The organism is Sphingomonas sp. GW821-FHT10C01 (genome assembly GCF_059415525.1).
This window is the reverse complement of sequence record NZ_JBWKNK010000001.1, coordinates 1,392,722-1,408,923: the sequence shown is the minus strand read 5'-3', so window position 1 is coordinate 1,408,923 and position 16,202 is coordinate 1,392,722. Positions and strand designations below refer to the sequence as shown.

At 63.6% G+C, this 16,202-nt stretch carries 22 protein-coding genes; 3 read left to right on the top strand and 19 right to left on the bottom strand.

Features of this window, described 5'->3' with window-relative positions:
* Nucleotide 1: 1 nt before the first annotated feature.
* The 11 genes from rpsS to AC07M1_RS06895 form a co-directional block, all read right to left on the bottom strand.
* The gene (gene rpsS, locus AC07M1_RS06945) at nt 2-280 is read right to left on the bottom strand and encodes a 30S ribosomal protein S19 (RefSeq protein WP_495161821.1); all 279 of its coding nucleotides are present in this window, start codon (nt 278-280) and stop codon (nt 2-4) included.
* Nucleotides 281-283: 3 nt separating this feature from the next.
* Complete coding sequence (rplB, locus tag AC07M1_RS06940) at nt 284-1,135, bottom strand: 50S ribosomal protein L2 (protein ID WP_447723945.1); 852 nt, start codon at nt 1,133-1,135, stop codon at nt 284-286.
* Nucleotide 1,136: 1 nt separating this feature from the next.
* A complete protein-coding gene (locus tag AC07M1_RS06935) occupies nt 1,137-1,451 on the bottom strand; it encodes a 50S ribosomal protein L23 (protein ID WP_495161820.1) in 315 nt (104 codons plus the stop codon).
* A complete protein-coding gene (rplD, locus tag AC07M1_RS06930) occupies nt 1,444-2,058 on the bottom strand; it encodes a 50S ribosomal protein L4 (protein WP_495161819.1) in 615 nt (204 codons plus the stop codon). The genes AC07M1_RS06935 and rplD overlap by 8 nt, the downstream gene beginning before the upstream one ends.
* 2 nt (nt 2,059-2,060) lie before the next feature.
* Nucleotides 2,061-2,819 (bottom strand): 50S ribosomal protein L3, encoded by a 759-nt coding sequence (gene rplC / locus AC07M1_RS06925; protein ID WP_495161818.1) that lies wholly within the window; start codon nt 2,817-2,819, stop codon nt 2,061-2,063.
* A 378-nt stretch (nt 2,820-3,197) separates the two neighbouring features.
* Nucleotides 3,198-3,506 (bottom strand): 30S ribosomal protein S10, encoded by a 309-nt coding sequence (gene rpsJ / locus AC07M1_RS06920; RefSeq protein ID WP_447723939.1) that lies wholly within the window; start codon nt 3,504-3,506, stop codon nt 3,198-3,200.
* A gap of 147 nt (nt 3,507-3,653) precedes the next feature.
* Entirely contained in the window at nt 3,654-4,850 is a 1,197-nt protein-coding gene (tuf, locus tag AC07M1_RS06915; protein WP_495161817.1) for an elongation factor Tu, read from the bottom strand.
* Nucleotides 4,851-4,941: 91 nt separating this feature from the next.
* Entirely contained in the window at nt 4,942-7,035 is a 2,094-nt protein-coding gene (gene fusA / locus AC07M1_RS06910) for an elongation factor G (RefSeq protein ID WP_495161816.1), read from the bottom strand.
* 106 nt (nt 7,036-7,141) lie between these two features.
* Nucleotides 7,142-7,612 carry a 30S ribosomal protein S7 gene (gene rpsG / locus AC07M1_RS06905; RefSeq protein ID WP_488277729.1) on the bottom strand — a complete coding sequence of 157 codons (471 nt, stop codon included), beginning with the start codon at nt 7,610-7,612 and terminating at the stop codon, nt 7,142-7,144.
* Nucleotides 7,613-7,671: 59 nt separating this feature from the next.
* Nucleotides 7,672-8,043, bottom strand: coding sequence for a 30S ribosomal protein S12 (gene rpsL / locus AC07M1_RS06900; protein WP_010545715.1), 372 nt, complete (start codon nt 8,041-8,043; stop codon nt 7,672-7,674).
* 228 nt (nt 8,044-8,271) lie between these two features.
* Entirely contained in the window at nt 8,272-8,889 is a 618-nt protein-coding gene (locus AC07M1_RS06895) for an SAM-dependent methyltransferase (RefSeq protein WP_495161815.1), read from the bottom strand.
* A gap of 179 nt (nt 8,890-9,068) precedes the next feature.
* On the opposite strand from AC07M1_RS06895, the gene AC07M1_RS06890 reads away from it, so the two are divergent.
* Together AC07M1_RS06890 and AC07M1_RS06885 are read left to right on the top strand one after the other, a co-directional pair.
* Nucleotides 9,069-10,139 (top strand): hypothetical protein, encoded by a 1,071-nt coding sequence (locus AC07M1_RS06890; RefSeq protein WP_495161814.1) that lies wholly within the window; start codon nt 9,069-9,071, stop codon nt 10,137-10,139.
* A 5-nt stretch (nt 10,140-10,144) separates the two neighbouring features.
* Nucleotides 10,145-10,618 carry a bactofilin family protein gene (locus tag AC07M1_RS06885; protein WP_495161813.1) on the top strand — a complete coding sequence of 158 codons (474 nt, stop codon included), beginning with the start codon at nt 10,145-10,147 and terminating at the stop codon, nt 10,616-10,618.
* Here the strand turns inward: AC07M1_RS06885 and AC07M1_RS06880 are convergent.
* From AC07M1_RS06880 to AC07M1_RS06870, 3 genes are read right to left on the bottom strand one after another with little or no spacing between them, the layout of a single operon-like run.
* Nucleotides 10,610-11,884, bottom strand: coding sequence for a Xaa-Pro dipeptidase (locus AC07M1_RS06880; protein ID WP_495161812.1), 1,275 nt, complete (start codon nt 11,882-11,884; stop codon nt 10,610-10,612). The genes AC07M1_RS06885 and AC07M1_RS06880 overlap by 9 nt on opposite strands.
* Nucleotides 11,885-11,939: 55 nt before the next feature.
* Entirely contained in the window at nt 11,940-12,284 is a 345-nt protein-coding gene (locus AC07M1_RS06875; RefSeq protein ID WP_495161811.1) for a DUF3140 domain-containing protein, read from the bottom strand.
* 13 nt (nt 12,285-12,297) lie between these two features.
* Nucleotides 12,298-12,762 carry an MAPEG family protein gene (locus AC07M1_RS06870; RefSeq protein ID WP_495161810.1) on the bottom strand — a complete coding sequence of 155 codons (465 nt, stop codon included), beginning with the start codon at nt 12,760-12,762 and terminating at the stop codon, nt 12,298-12,300.
* Between the two features lie 74 nt (nt 12,763-12,836).
* On the opposite strand from AC07M1_RS06870, the gene AC07M1_RS06865 reads away from it, so the two are divergent.
* Complete coding sequence (locus AC07M1_RS06865; protein WP_495161809.1) at nt 12,837-13,289, top strand: GFA family protein; 453 nt, start codon at nt 12,837-12,839, stop codon at nt 13,287-13,289.
* Between the two features lie 10 nt (nt 13,290-13,299).
* On the opposite strand, the gene AC07M1_RS06860 is transcribed toward AC07M1_RS06865, so the two are convergent.
* From AC07M1_RS06860 to AC07M1_RS06840, 5 genes are all read right to left on the bottom strand, one after another.
* A complete protein-coding gene (locus tag AC07M1_RS06860; protein WP_495161808.1) occupies nt 13,300-13,653 on the bottom strand; it encodes a hypothetical protein in 354 nt (117 codons plus the stop codon).
* 62 nt (nt 13,654-13,715) lie between these two features.
* Nucleotides 13,716-15,116 carry a dihydrolipoyl dehydrogenase gene (lpdA, locus tag AC07M1_RS06855; RefSeq protein WP_495161807.1) on the bottom strand — a complete coding sequence of 467 codons (1,401 nt, stop codon included), beginning with the start codon at nt 15,114-15,116 and terminating at the stop codon, nt 13,716-13,718.
* Complete coding sequence (locus tag AC07M1_RS06850) at nt 15,109-15,609, bottom strand: hypothetical protein (RefSeq protein ID WP_495161806.1); 501 nt, start codon at nt 15,607-15,609, stop codon at nt 15,109-15,111. Before AC07M1_RS06850 ends, lpdA begins: the two co-directional genes overlap by 8 nt.
* Entirely contained in the window at nt 15,610-15,993 is a 384-nt protein-coding gene (locus AC07M1_RS06845; RefSeq protein WP_495161805.1) for an acyl-CoA thioesterase, read from the bottom strand.
* Nucleotides 15,986-16,198 (bottom strand): hypothetical protein, encoded by a 213-nt coding sequence (locus tag AC07M1_RS06840; protein ID WP_495161804.1) that lies wholly within the window; start codon nt 16,196-16,198, stop codon nt 15,986-15,988. The genes AC07M1_RS06845 and AC07M1_RS06840 overlap by 8 nt, the downstream gene beginning before the upstream one ends.
* Nucleotides 16,199-16,202 lie beyond the last annotated feature (4 nt).

The following is a 16,202-nucleotide window of genomic DNA, read 5'->3' as shown; positions in this document are numbered from 1 at the left end:
CTTAGCGCTTACCCTTCTTGTCGGCCGCGTGCCCCGGGAAGTACCGGGTCGGCGCGAACTCGCCGAGCTTCATGCCAACCATGTCCTCGTTCACCGACACCGGCACGAACTTGCGGCCGTTGTAGACGTTGAAGGTCAGGCCGACGAACTGCGGCAGGATGGTCGAACGACGCGACCAGGTCTTGATCGGACCTGAGCGGCCCGAGCTCTCCTGAGCCGTCTCGGCCTTCTTCAGGAGATGCAGGTCCACGAAAGGACCCTTCCAAACGGAACGAGCCATCGTTTAGCCCTTCTTCTTCGCGTGGCGGCTGCGGATGATGAACTTATCCGTCGCCTTGTTGTGACGGGTGCGAGCACCCTTGGTCGGCTTGCCCCACGGAGTGACCGGGTGACGGCCGCCCGAGGTCCGGCCTTCACCACCGCCGTGCGGGTGGTCGACCGGGTTCTTGGCGACGCCGCGGGTCAGCGGGCGGATGCCCTTCCAGCGGTTGCGGCCAGCCTTGGCGAGGTTGGTGTTGCCGTTGTCGGGGTTCGACACGGCGCCAACGGTGCACATGCACTCGCCACGGACGTAGCGCTGCTCGCCCGAGTTGAGGCGAACGATCACCATGCCGCGATCACGACCGACGACCTGCACATAGGTGCCTGCCGAACGTGCGATCTGACCGCCCTTGCCGGGCTTCATCTCGACGTTGTGGACGATCGTGCCGACCGGAGCCTGGCCGATTTCCATCGCATTGCCAGGCTTCACGTCGGTCTTCTTAGCCGCGATCACCTTGTCGCCAACGCCGAGGCGCTGGGGAGCGATGATGTAAGCCAGACGATCCTTGCCGTTCTCGTCCGCGCCATAGTTGATCAGCGCGATGAAGGCGGTGCGGTTGGGATCATATTCGATCCGCTCCACGGTGCCATCGACGTCCCACAGGCGGCGCTTGAAATCGATGATACGATAACGCTGCTTGTGACCGCCCGCAATGCCGCGCGAGGTCACGTGACCCTTGTTGTTGCGGCCGCCGGTCTTGCGCTTGCCTTCGGTCAGCGCCTTGACGGGGCCACCCTTGTGCAGACCCGAACGGTCCACCAGGATCAGGCCACGCCGCGCCGGCGAAGTCGGGTTGTAATTCTTCAGAGCCATGTCAGTTGACCCCCTGCGTCACGTCGATCGAGTCACCATCCTTGAGGGTGACGATCGCCTTCTTGATGTCCGACCGGGTGTAGGGCTTGCCCTTCCACTTCTTGGTCTTGCCCTTCTGGACGATCGTGTTCACGCCGGTCACGCCGACGCCGAAGATCGCCTCGACCGCCGCCTTGATCTGCGGCTTGGTCGCATCGCCGGCGACCTTGAAGACCACCGCGTTATGCTCGGAGACCAGGGTCGACTTCTCGGTGATGTGCGGCGCGACGATCACGTCGTAGTGACGGATGTCCACCTGCTTGCTCTGCTTAGCCATTGAAGCGAGCCTCCAACTTCTCGACGGCAGCGCGGGTCAGGACCAGCGTGTCGTGCTTCAGGATGTCATAGACGTTGGCACCCGCCGCCGGGAGGACGTCGACGCCCACCAGATTGCGCGCGGCCAGGAAACCGTTGCCGGCCTCACCGTCGATCACCAGCGCGGTCTTGCCGACCTTCAGACCAGCGAACTGATCCTTGAGCGCCGAAGTCTTGGTCGCGTCGAAACCGTCGAGGACGATCAGCGAACCCGCCTTGGCATGGCTCGAAAGCGCCATCTTCAGGCCGAGCGCGCGAATCTTCTTGTTCAGCGAGATGTTGAAATCACGCAGACGCGCGCCGTGCGCCTTACCGCCGCCGATGAAGATCGGGGCCGCACGATCGCCGTGGCGAGCCGTACCGCCGCCCTTCTGGCGACCAAACTTCTTGCCGGTGCGCGACACTTCCGAACGCTCGCGCGTCGGGCGTGCCGTACCACGGCGGTTCCACAGCTGCCAGGTGACGACGCGATGCAGGATGTCGGCGCGCGGCTCGAGGCCGAACACGTCGTCATTCAGCTCGATGTCGCCCGATGCCTTGGCGTCGAGGGTCTGTACCTTGACCTTCACGTTCAGCCCTCCTGGCCGTCGGTCGCCTCGGGAGCCTCGACCGTGTCGGCCGGGGTATCCGCGGGGGCGTCGTTGTTGCTGTTAGCAGCCTGCTTGATGCTTGCCGGGAACGGCGCGTCGGCGTGACGCGCGACCTTCACCGAGTCCTTGACGAACAGCCAGCCACCCTTCGAGCCAGGGACTGAGCCCTTGACGAAGATCAGGCCGCGCTCGACGTCGGTGCCGACGATCTCGAGGTTCTGCTGAGTACGGTTCTTGTCGCCCATGTGGCCGGCCATCTTCTTGTTCTTGAAGACGCGACCCGGATCCTGACGGTTACCCGTCGAACCCAGCGCACGGTGCGAGATCGAAACGCCGTGGGTTGCGCGCATACCGCCAAAACCCCAGCGCTTCATGCCGCCCGCAAAGCCCTTGCCCTGCGTACGACCCTGAATGTCGACGAACTGGCCCGCGACATAGTGGTCGGCCGAAATCTCGGCGCCCACGTCGAGCAGACCGTCCGCATCCACGCGGAACTCCGCGAGAATCGCCTTAGGCTCCACTTCGGCCTTGCCGAACTGGCCGCGCTGCGGCTTGGCGACATTCTTCGCCTTGGCGCTGCCGGCGCCAAGCTGAACGGCGGTGTAGCCGTCCTTATCCATTTCGCGACGAGCGACGACCTGAACGCCTTCGAGGCTCAGAACGGTGACCGGCACGTGGCGGCCGTCGTCCTGAAACAGGCGGGTCATCCCCAACTTCTTCGCGATCACGCCAGTGCGCATGATCAGTACACTCCATAACAGAGGCACCCCACGGACCATTCCGAAGGGTGCGTGCCTCAGCCCGTAGATGCGATGCGAGCCCCGTCCGGGCTGAATTCCAACCCGAAGGCCGGAAAGACGGGGGACGCAGACCCGAGCCAACTCCGAAGAACCAGCCCGGCGGTATCCCTATATCGTTCGAGCGTTAAGCCCGGGCCGGAACCTCGGATCGGGATCGATCCGGCCAACCCTGCATGACCCCAATGGAATCACGCGAATCTCGTGGGAAGCGGCGCCTTTACGTCAGCTTCACCCCCCTGTCCACCCCTGCCCCGCGATTCGCGCGACGGATGGAACGGAAACAGCCCCGATCCAGGATCGGGGCCGCGTCAGCTCGACTTAGGCGAGCTTGATCTCGACGTCGACGCCAGCGGCGAGGTCGAGCTTCATCAGCGCATCAACCGTCTGCGGGGTCGGCTGCACGATGTCGAGGAGGCGCTTGTAGGTGCGCGTCTCGAACTGCTCACGCGACTTCTTGTCGATGTGCGGGCCACGGTTGACCGTGAACTTGTCGATGTGCGTGGGAAGCGGGATCGGACCACGAATGAGTGCGCCGGTGCGACGCGCGGTGTCGGCGATGTCGCCGGCTGCCTGGTCGAGCACGCGATGATCGAACGCCTTGAGGCGAATGCGGATGCTGTTGTCCATGTCCCTACCGATGCGAAAGAGCGGGGCCGGTTACCGGCCTCTTGCTGTCAAACCAAAAACTGGAGGCGCGCCATTACAGGGCGCCTCATAAAAAAGCAACCGCCCGACCCCGATTTTTCGGGGCCGAGCGGCTGTTCGCTTTTCAGCTTACTTTTCGATGCTGCTGACGACGCCTGCACCGACGGTGCGGCCGCCTTCGCGGATCGTGAAGCGCTGGCCCACGTCCATAGCGATCGGCGCGATCAGCTTGATGCCGAGGGCAACTTCGTCGCCCGGCATCACCATCTCGGTGCCCGAAGGCAGCTCGATCGTGCCGGTCACGTCCGTGGTACGGAAGTAGAACTGCGGACGATAGTTGGCGAAGAACGGCGTGTGACGGCCACCTTCGTCCTTCGACAGCACGTACACGCTCGACTGGAAGTCGGTGTGCGGCTTGATCGAACCCGGCTTGCAGAGAACCTGGCCACGCTCAACTTCTTCACGGCCAACGCCGCGGATCAGCGCGCCAATGTTGTCGCCCGCCTGGCCCTGGTCGAGCAGCTTGCGGAACATTTCGACGCCCGTGACGGTGGTCTTGCGGACTTCCGGATGGATGCCGACGATCTCGACTTCCTCACCAACCTTGACCACGCCGGTCTCGACGCGGCCGGTGACGACCGTGCCACGACCCGAGATCGAGAACACGTCTTCGATCGGCATCATGAACGGCTTGTCGAGCGGACGCTCCGGCTGCGGGATCGACTCGTCGACAGCGGCCATGAGCGCGAGGATCGCGTCCTTGCCCAGCTTTTCGTCCGAACCCGAGAGAGCGGCGGTCGCCGATCCACGGATGATCGGAATGTTGTCGCCGTCGAACTCACGACGCGACAGCTCCTCGCGGATTTCCATCTCGACCAGCTCAAGGATTTCCTCGTCGTCGACCAGGTCGACCTTGTTGAGGAAGACCACCATGGTCGGCACGCCGACCTGCTTGGCGAGCAGGATGTGCTCCTTGGTCTGCGGCATCGGGCCGTCGGTAGCCGACACGACCAGGATCGCGCCGTCCATCTGCGCGGCGCCGGTGATCATGTTCTTCACATAGTCGGCGTGGCCGGGGCAATCGACGTGCGCGTAGTGACGCGAATCGGTCTCATACTCGACGTGTGCGGTCGAGATGGTGATGCCGCGCTCACGCTCTTCCGGAGCCTTGTCGATGTTGGCGAAGTCGACGGCCGCGTTGCCCGCGACGTTCTCTGCCAGAATCTTGGTGATCGCAGCGGTCAGCGAGGTCTTGCCGTGATCGACGTGACCGATGGTGCCGATGTTGAGGTGCGGTTTGTTCCGCTCAAACTTTGCCTTCGCCATTGTTTCCTACCTTCTGATTCAAATTTCCCGGACCGCTACGGGACTCGCGAGAACGCGGCCCCATAGCGGTTCAATTCACGTAACGCCAGCCTTAGGCCAGCTTCGCCTTCACTTCGTCAGCCACGTTCGGCGGCACTTCGTCATAGTGCGAGAACTGCATGCTGTACTGCGCGCGTCCCTGCGTGAACGAGCGGAGCTGGTTCACGTAACCGAACATGTTCGCCAGCGGGACCATCGCCTCGACCGTCTGCGCGTTACCGCGGCTGTCGGTACCCTGGATCTGGCCACGGCGGCTGTTGATGTCGCCGATAACATCGCCGAGGTAATCCTCGGGGGTCACGACCTCGACCTTCATGATCGGCTCGAGCAGCTTGATGCCGGACTTCTGCGCCGCTTCGCGCATTGCGGCGCGGGCGGTGATTTCGAAGGCCAGCGCCGACGAGTCGACGTCGTGGTACGCGCCGTCATACAGCAACACTTCGAAGTCGATGATCGGGAAGCCGACCAGCGAACCGGTCAGCGCCGTCTCGCGGAAGCCCTTTTCGATCGCCGGGATATATTCCTTCGGAATGTTACCGCCCTTGATCTCGTCCTTGAAGACGAAGCCCGAACCGCGCTCACCCGGAGTCAGCTTGACCTTGACGCGACCGAACTGGCCGGTGCCGCCCGACTGCTTCTTGTGGGTGTAGTCGATGTCCACCGGCTTCGCGAGATACTCGCGATAGGCCACCTGCGGCGCGCCAACATTCGCCTCGACCTTGAACTCGCGCTTCATGCGATCGACCAGGATTTCCAGGTGAAGTTCACCCATGCCCTTGATGATCGTCTGGCCCGATTCGTGATCGGTCGAAACGCGGAACGAGGGATCCTCGGCGGCCAGGCGGTTCAGGGCGAGGCCCATCTTCTCCTGGTCGGCCTTGGTCTTCGGCTCCACCGACAGCTCGATCACCGGCTCCGGGAACTCCATGCGCTCCAGGATGATCGGATTCGCCGGATCGCACAGCGTGTCACCGGTCGTGGTCTCCTTGAGGCCCGCGATCGCGACGATGTCGCCCGCACGCGCCTCATCGATGTCCTCACGCGAGTTCGCGTGCATGAGGAGCATACGACCGATCTTCTCCTTCTTGTCCTTCACCGAGTTCAGATACTGACCCTTGGCGAGGGTGCCCGAATAGATGCGGGCGAAGGTGAGCGAGCCGACGAACGGATCGTTCATGATCTTGAACGCGAGCAGCGACATCGGCGCGTTGTCGGCCGGCGGACGCGTGTCCACGGTCTCGCCGTCGAGCTTCACGCCCTGAACGTCCGGAATGTCGAGCGGGCTCGGCAGATAGTCGACGACCGCGTCGAGCAGGGGCTGAACGCCCTTGTTCTTGAACGACGAACCGCACAGCACCGGCACGAAGTCGAACGCCAGCGTGCCCTTGCGGATCAGCGCCTTCAGCGTCGGAACGTCGGGCTCGTTGCCCTCGAGATACGCTTCCATCGCCGCGTCGTCCTGCTCGACGGCGATTTCGATCAGCTCGCCACGGGCAGTCGCAGCCGCGTCCTTCAGATCGTCGGGGATCTCGCGATATTCGAACTTCGCGCCCAACGACTCGTCGAGCCATACGATCGCGCGGTTCTCGACCAGGTCGACAAGGCCGACGAACTGGTTCTCGAGGCCGATCGGCAGATACAGAACCGCGGTGCGCGCGCCGAGGCGATCCTTGATCATGTCGACGCAGCGGTCGAAGCTCGCACCGGTGCGGTCAAGCTTGTTGACGTAGCACAGACGCGGCACGCGATACTTGTCGGCCTGGCGCCACACGGTCTCCGACTGCGGCTCGACGCCGGCAACGCCGTCGAAGCAGGTGACCGCGCCGTCGAGCACGCGCAGCGAACGCTCGACCTCAATCGTGAAGTCGACGTGGCCCGGCGTGTCGATGATGTTGATCAGGTGCTCTTCACCCTTGCCCTCTTCGGCGCGCCACTTGCACGTGGTCGCCGCGGACGTGATCGTGATCCCGCGCTCCTGCTCCTGCTCCATCCAGTCCATCGTCGCGGTGCCTTCATGCACTTCGCCGATCTTGTAGGACTTGCCGGTGTAATAAAGGATACGCTCGGTCGTCGTCGTCTTGCCGGCGTCGATGTGCGCCATGATGCCAATATTGCGATAACGCTCGAGCGGATGGCTGCGGGCCATGATCGGGGTTCCTTAGCGATGTGGGGAGCCGTTTGCGACGGCTCCCCGGAATATAGGTGCGAAAATTACCAGTGCCAGATCATCGGCTTTCGCCGATGGTCCAGGCTTACCAGCGATAGTGGCTGAACGCGCGGTTCGCTTCCGCCATGCGGTGCGTGTCTTCGCGCTTCTTGACCGCGTTGCCACGGTTGTTCGAAGCGTCCAGCAGCTCGCCCGACAGGCGACCCGACATGGTGTTCTCGCTGCGGTTGCGGGCCGACGTGATCAGCCAGCGGATCGCGAGCGCCTGCGCGCGCTCCGGACGAACCTCGACCGGAACCTGATAGGTCGCACCACCGACGCGGCGGCTGCGAACTTCGATACCCGGCTTGATGTTGTTGAGCGCCTCGTGGAAGACTCCGATCGGATCCTTCTTCGCGCGCTGCTCGACAACTTCGAGCGCCGAATACACAATGCCTTCAGCGACGGACTTCTTGCCGTCCAGCATCACGCTGTTCATGAACTTCGACAGAACCTGATCACCATAGACGGGATCGGGCAGGATTTCCCGCTTTTCGGGACGACGACGACGTGCCATCTTGAATTTCCTTCTAAAACTTCAGCCGGTTCCGGAACCTGTCCGGGGCTTACTTTGGCTTACTTCGGACGCTTCGCGCCGTACTTCGAACGGCTCTGCTTGCGATCCTTGACACCCTGGGTATCGAGAACGCCGCGCAGAACGTGATAGCGCACACCGGGAAGATCGCGCACACGGCCGCCACGGATCAGGACCACCGAGTGCTCCTGCAGGTTGTGGCCCTCGCCGGGGATGTACGAGATGACTTCGCGGCTGTTGGTCAGACGGACCTTGGCCACCTTGCGAAGTGCCGAGTTCGGCTTCTTCGGGGTCGTGGTGTAAACACGGGTGCAAACGCCGCGCTTCTGCGGGTTCTGCTCCATCGCAGGGACCTTGCTCTTGGCCTTCTGCGGTTCGCGGCCCTTGCGGACCAGCTGGTTAATCGTCGGCATGAAGCCCTTCACCTTTTTCGTTACCGGTCGCCCGGCGGTTACTGTGTGGGAGCCCTGGTTTTGCAATACAAAAGGGCCTGGCGGGCGCACCCCCTGGCCCCAAGTCTCCGACACCGTTCAGCTCTGCTCCACCCGGAACGCAGAAAAGCCGACAGAATCGACTCTCCGCTCCGGTGCGGAACGCGCGGCCTATACGCGCACGCCCTTGGCCGGTCAATGGCGCCGCAGCTACCCGCCCCGGCCCTGCGCCTGCGCCCTTCCGGCGGTGCACAAACCTTCACGTGCACCCGGCTCCGGCACCCGCCAAAGATGCACTGTCGCACCGCCCGCACGCCGGGTTTCCTCAGGCTTCCAATCGCCCATGTCAAAGGCGTGGCTGACGATCCGCGTTCCCGTCTTTAATTGCGCGAGCAGGCGCGGGCACAGCCGCCAGTTTACCTCGGGCAGCAAATACATCACCACCACATCGGCAGCGGCAAGCTCGGCCTTGAAGAGATCGCCGGTCTCGAACCGTACCCGGTCGGCAACGCCGGCGTCCCGCGCGTTGGCCCGCGCCTTGCCGATCAGCACCGAGTCCAGATCGATCCCCAGCCCCGTCGCACCCCGCTCACGCGCCGCGGCGATCAGGATTCGGCCATCGCCGGTGCCCAGGTCGATGACATGGTCGCCCGGACCGACCTCGCCCATCTCCAGCATCCGCACGATCACTGCGGGCCGGGTGCCCTTGTAGGGCACGTCGAGCTTCGGTCCGCCGGTGAACAATGTATCGAACGAGCAACTCACCATCGTCGGCGATGCGCATCGCCCACCCAGCGCGATCAGGCCAAGAACGACGACCGCAGCCACGCCCGCGCCAATGCGGATGGGGACTCGAGAAGACGGCAGCGACAGCACCCTGAACCTGTCCAAGAATCCCCAACGCTTCCCCTTCGCCATCCGTCCCCCGCCGAAAGCCGATCCTTAACCCGATTTTCAGAGCGCTGCTCCAAGTGCAGGCTATGCCGCCCCTTCTCCTTCGTCCACCGATGCCTGCGCCCGCGACCTGGCTCATCGCGGCGGTGGTGGCGGCGCAAGCCTGGCTGTTCTGGCCAGTCGCTCCGTTCAGTTCGCTGGCGGAGGGACTCGATCCGATCGGCGTCGCGGAACTCCTGCCGGTTGCCGGGCTGGCGGCATTGGCACTCGCCTTCCACCGTCTGCTGACCGCACTTGGGACGCCCCAACGCACGCAATGGGCCGCGATGGCCTGCGCCCTGCCCCCGGTTTCGCTCAATGCGCTGTACCTGGGCCGGTCCGACACAATCCATATCGCCGCTTGCATCATGGCGGTGGCGATGGCGCTTGAGCGGCGCCACTTCGCCATGTTCGCCTGGTGCGGTATCGCGCTCGCCTTCAACACGCAGACGGCTCTGGTTGCGCCCTTCTTCTTCGCGCTGGCGATTCATCGTCGCGTGCCGATCCATCAATGGCTTCCCGCGCCCGCCTGGTGGTTGGCGGTAACTGCGCCGGCACGGCTCGCCGAATGGCAGCCCGCTGGTCTCGCCGCCATCGACCGCGCCATGCTTACCAACGGCGCACCCAACATCTGGTCGCTCGCCGGCACGATCGCCCCCGCTTATGCGCCACAGCTCTTCGCCCTGGCCCTCGCCACCGCCCTCGGCGCCGTCGCGACATATATCGCGCAGATGCAGGTCGCGCGCTTCGACAAGGCTGGGCTTGTCGCGATGGCCGCACTGTCGGTGCTGCTCACCGCCGGCCTGCTTCCGTGGATGCAAGAGCACCATTTCCTGCTTGCCACCATTCTGATCTTCGCGTTCGCGATCACCCGCGGCACCGGCAGCGCGTTCGCCCTCGCCGCGCTGGTCCAGCTCGGATCGATCGCCGCGATCATCGGGAATGCCGGCCTGGGATTACCCGCGGTCGCGATCGGCGCATTATGCATGATCGCCGCCACCTGGATCGCGACAAGGCCACTGATTGCCCCTCATGCGAACGATAATCGCGACGGATCGCATGGGATTCCGCTTCCGCACGGGCTGCGCGGCACTTTGTCCTTTGATATGATAGGCGCGCGGGTCGCACGACCGCGGGGGGAGTAAGGTTTATGTTCGGGAATAAGACGCGCGACGAGCGACCGGCTATGCCGCTGGCCACTGGCGGCAATGGCAAGCGCGGCATGTTCTCCGTCATCGGCGCCGACGTCGTCATCTCGGGCAGCATCAAGGCCAGTGCGGAACTGCATGTCGAAGGCCGGATCGAAGGCGATGTCGATTGCGCCGGACTGATCCAGGGCACCGAAAGCCATATCGTCGGCGGCGTCACCGCCGAAACCGCACGGATCGCCGGCGCGATCGAGGGCGCCGTCCACGTCCGCCAGCTCACTGTCGAGCGTACCGCGCGCATCACCGGCGACGTCGAGTATGAGAATATCACGATCGAGAATGGCGGCCATATCGACGGCCGGATGCGCCGCATCGGCGCCAGCACCGTCACCATCACCCCGCTGATCGGCAGCGACGCCCATCGGGCGCCGCTCACGACGACGACAGTAGAGCCGGCGGTCGCCAGCCTAGTCTGAGACCAGCACGCCGCCTTTGATCACCGCCTTCACCGCGGTGAGCACGCCGACATCCTTGAGCGGATCGCCCTCTACCGCGACGATGTCGCCATAGCGGCCGACCGCGATCGCGCCGACATCCTTGCCGCGACCCAGCGCCTCAGCGGCATTGATCGTGGCCGCTCGGATCGCCTCTAGCGGAGTCATTCCATAGGTCACCATGGTGCGGAACTGCCCCGCGGCCGTGCCGTGCGGCATTACCCCGGCATCGGTACCGAACACCATCTTCACGCCGGCAGCGTGCGCCTTGCGGAAATTGTCGCGCTGGATCTGCGCCACCTCGCGGTCCTTGCGCAGATTGTCCTCGAGCACGCCGTTCTTCTTGCCCTCGGCCTGGGTATAGTCGGTGTTGAAGATATCCATCGAGAACCACACAGGCTGCTTGCGCGAGGCGGCGAGGCGGATGCCCTCGTCATCGACCAGGCTGGCATGTTCGATCGTGTCGATGCCCGCGCGGATCGCCGCCTTGATCCCCGCCGCGCCATGCGCGTGCGCCGCGACCTTCAGGCCCCATTGATGCGCCTCGTCAGCGATCGCCCGCATCTCGTCCTCGGACAGCTGCTGCTGTCCCGGCTCGGTATTGCGTGAGAAGACGCCGCCGGTGGCACAGATCTTGATCACCTCGGCACCATATTTCCGCTGCTCGCGCACCTTGATACGCAGTTCCTGCGGACCGTCACCGACCGCCACGCCCTTGGCCTTGAACGAAGGCGGCAGATAGGTCTGGTCGCAATGCCCGCCCGTTGCGCCGAGCGCATGCGCGGCCGGCACGATCCGGGGGCCGGTGATCAACCCTTCCTCGATCGCCTGCTTGTAGCCGACATCGGCGTAATTTTCCGAGCCGACATTGCGGATCGTCGTGAAGCCCGCCTTCAGCATCGCGCGCGCATTGGCGACGCCCTGGATCGCCCAGAAGCTGTCGGTGAACTGCAGCCCGGTATAGCCGCCATAGAGTGGATTGGCGTCGAGATGGACGTGCATGTCGATCAGCCCGGGCAGGATCGTCTTGCCGCTGAGGTTGATATGCCGGACGTCAGCGCCCCAGCGCACCGTGCGCGCGTCCGCGATGCTCTTGATCCGCCCATCCTCGATGAACACCGCCGGATGTTCGACCACCGTCCCCGCGACGACGTCGACCATCCGGTCGGCGGTGACGACGACCGTCTCAGCGGCTGCGGGCGTGGCGGCGAGCGCGGCTGCGGCCGCAACGATCATCTGGCGCTTCATGGAATCCCCCGTCTGGCGTTTTTCCAAAGCTCGCCGTACCCGCGCCAAAGGTCAATCATTTCAGCGGGTCGTGCCCCCAGTTCATCAGCGAATAGCGCCAGCGTGAAGTGGGGATGCGGAACTCCTCATACGGCCCCTGCCCACGATGGCGGCGGACGAAACCGACCACTTTGCGCATGTGCGCATAGTCACCGCCATCGAGCTCGTCCTCGGGGGTGCGCAGGATGTGCACAATCCGGCGGCCCGAAGCGCGACCGACACTCTCGCTCTCGCCCGGCCGCGTGAAGCCGACCTTGCGGCTCTCCTCGGTCTCGAGCCAGTCCTCGATCTCGCCGGCGGTCATGTTCACCGCCTCGCGAAAATTCCGCCAAACCTGCTCGTGATCGTCCCGCTTCGCCATCTCACCCAAACGCTCATACCGTAACCGGGTTCTCCGTCACCCCATCCAACATTGGCTTCACACTCGCCGTGTCGATCGCAAAGCCGATCCACATGATCAGCAACACCAGCGCGGAGAGCGAAAAGAGCAACGCCCGCACCGGCACCTTCTTCGGCCCGATGTGCACGAAGCTGTGCAGGCAGCGCAGCGCCACATAGACCCACGCCAGCGCTACCTGAACGCCACTCCCTTGGTTGGTCAGCAGCAGCAATGGCACCAGCGCGAAATAGAGCACCGGCATCTCGAACAGGTTACGATAGTTGTTCGCGGGCATTTCGACCGGCTCGAAATAGCGCAGCGCCGCCTCGCCTGTCGCGAGATCCTCCGTCTTGGGCGGGTTGGCGCGGATATGCCCGAACCGCTTCACGAACATCATCGTGTAGACGATGAACGTCAGGCCCACGAGCGCGAATGTGGGCCACAGGATCGAATTCCCCATGCCGCTATCCTTCCCCTTCGGTTATGGGACGGCAAGGTGGCGGCACATTGCCGGGCTGTAAAGCGGAGGGGTGTATGGTTCGTGGTCAGGAAGGTGGTTGCCGTTGCGGCAAGGTTCGGTTCCGGATCAACGCCGAACCGTTCGTCACCGCGGTCTGCCATTGCCGCGGCTGCCAGAAGATGAGCGCCAGCGCCTTCTCCACCACGCTCACTCTGCCCGCCGACGCGCTGGAGATCATCGAAGGCGAGCCGGTGATCGGCGGCCTGCATGGCGAAGAGGCCCGCCATCATCATTGCGACTGGTGCAAGAGCTGGCTCTTCACCCGCCTCCCGCCCGAATATGGCGCGGTGAACGTGCGCGCGACGATGCTCGACGACGCGAGCGGGTTCGTGCCGTTCATCGAAACCTATACCAGCGAACAATTGCCGTGGGCCCGGACCGGCGCGGTCCACAGCTTCGAGACATTCCCGGAGGCGTCGGACTATCCGGCGCTGATGCAAGCGTTCGCACAAGCGAACGCGGGCTGAACGCCGCGTATCAGACCAGCTTGCGGCCGAAGGTCGGGCGCGGCGCGCCACTCTCGGGAACCTCGAACGATGCCTCGCCCGCCGCCTTCTTCTCGAGGTAGCGGGAGATCGCCGCGTCGGCGTCGAAATCGCCACGAGCGCCTTCCGGCGCCTTGTCGGCCTTGGGCTTCGCCGTCGCCAAGCGCAGCAGCTTGAACAGGATCGGAAAGCTGAAGAACACGCTGATCGCACCGAGCGCATAGACCATCGGCATCAGCTGTTGCGACGCCACTCCGCCCATCGAGTCGTTGACGCGATAGAGATAGATCGCCAGCCCGCCGAACCCGAAGATGGGGACAATCCCCAGAAACGCCCTTGCCGACATGCCATGCTCCCGCAAATCGCGCGGCAGCATGGCAGTGTTTCACGAAGAAAGGCTGAACGGGGTCACATGTGCAGCTGGCGGCCGTACGCGGCGAGCACGGCCTCATGCATCGTCTCGCTGATCGTCGGGTGCGGGAATACCGTTTCCATCAGCTCAGCTTCGGTGGTCTCCAGCGTCTTGCCGATGGTGTAACCCTGGATCATCTCGGTCACCTCGGCGCCGATCATATGGGCGCCCAGCAGTTCGCCCGTCTTGGCGTCGAACACCGTCTTCACAAAGCCTTCCGGCTCGCCCAGCGCGATCGCCTTGCCGTTGCCGATAAAGGGGAAGTTGCCGACCTTGACCTCGTACCCGGCTTCCTTCGCCTTCGCCTCGGTCAAGCCGACCGACGCGATCTGCGGGTGGCAATAGGTGCAGCCCGGGATATTGCGCGGGTCCATGGCGTGCGGATGCTTGCCCGCGATCGCTTCCGCCGCGATCACGCCCTCATGGCTCGCCTTGTGCGCCAGCCACGGCGGCGCGGTGATGTCGCCGATCGCATAGAGGCCGTCGATATTGGTCTTGCAGTCCGGCCCGGTCTTGAGGAAGCCGCGATCGTCGACATCGACGCCCAGCTCCTTGAGGCCGATATCGGCGGTGTTCGGGACGATGCCGATCGCGACGATAACGTGGCTAAAGTCGCCCACAGCGGACTTGCCGTCCTTGCCCGTGATCGTCGCCTTCACGCCGTTCGCATCCGCCGCGATCTTGTCGATCTTGGCGCCGGTCATGATCGTCATGCCCTGCTTCTTGAGCGCCTTCTCCAGATGCGCGGAGATGTCGGCGTCCTCGACCGGCACGATGCGATCGAGCATCTCGACCACCGTCACTTCGGCGCCCATATCATTGTAGAAGCTCGCGAATTCGATGCCGATCGCGCCCGATCCGATGACCAGCAGCTTCTTGGGCATCTCCTTGGGCGTCATCGCGTGGCGATAGGTCCACACCTTGTTGCCGTCGGCGGGCAGGTTCGGCAGGTCGCGGGCGCGCGCGCCGGTGGCGAGAACGATGTTCTTCGCGGTCAGCTCGGTCACCTTGCCGTCCGCGGCCGTGACGGAAAGCTTGCCCTTCCCCGTCAGCTTTCCGCTGCCCATGTGCACGGTGATCTTGTTCTTTTTCATCAGGTGCGTGACGCCCTGATTGAGCTGCTTGGCGACGCCGCGCGAGCGCTTGACCACGGCTTCCAGGTCCGCGCTGATCTTCTCGGCGGCAAGGCCATAATCCTTGGCGTGCTGCATGAAGTGGAAGATCTCGGCCGAGCGCAGCAGCGCCTTGGTCGGGATGCAGCCCCAGTTCAGACAAATCCCGCCCAACAGCTCGCGCTCGACGATCGCGGTCTTAAGGCCGAGCTGGCTCGCCCGGATCGCGGCGACATAGCCGCCGGGTCCGGAACCGAGCACGATCACGTCATAGGATTCAGCCATTGGAACTCCGATTGCTATTGGCACCAGCCCAAAAGGCGTAGCAGCCAGCCAATAATGTTAATCCAAGCACAAAGAGGAATGGAACACGCCCGCTGTCATCAGCCTCTTTGCAAAGCCGCTCGACTTCTTTAAGAGACCCCTCCTGTTCTTTCAGTGCCCTGGACGTCTCCGCACGAGCTCTTTTTAGATCAGAATCGATCTTGCTCGAATTACGCCGGAACGCTGCAGAATCAGCACCTGACAGACGATCTCCGCGAGCATTACTAATATTCAATTTTATCTCTAGCAGTTCGCCGCGAATAATTTCGTGACGAATAGCTCCCAACTGATCGCTGGCACGCAAACGAAGCGAGTGACAGTCGTTATATGTAGATCTAAATTCGTCCTGCGTGACCGAGAATAAAAAAACAGATAGTGATATAGCAGAAAATATTACTATCGGCTTCTTCGACCAGTCATTGACCTTGCGAAATAAGGAGGACGCGCTGCCCACCTATTCGTCCACCGGGCGCGGCTTGCGATCCTCGCCCACCGCGACGAAGGTGAAATTGGCCTGGGTCACCAATTCGCGCTCCTCGCCATGGCGGCCGCGGCGCCAGGCCTCGACATCGATCTTCATCGAGCTACGGCCGACCTTGGTGAGCGCGGCATAGACCGACACCTCATCGCCGACGAAGACCGGCGCATGAAACTGCATCGCGTCCATCGCCACTGTCACGGCGCGGCCCCTGGAGCGGCGCGCGGCGACCAGGCCGGCAGCCATGTCCATCTGCCCGATCAGCCAGCCGCCGAAGATGTCGCCATAAGCATTGGCGTCGGCGGGCATGGTGGTGACGCGGATCGTCGGTTCAAAGCTGGGCGGATTGCGATCAGGCATCTGTCTTGTTCGTCTTCTTACGATCTGCCGCCATCGCGCGTCGCATCGGGCCGATGCCCATGCCGATGATGCACAGGATCGCGACCCCCGTCACCGCCCAGACATCGCGCGTGGCCAGCGGATAAGCCCAGCTCGATAGCGCGGCGATCAGGAGCGCGACCGAGATCCCGGCCGCAATGTGCAGGGCTTCGACCAGAACACGCATCCAG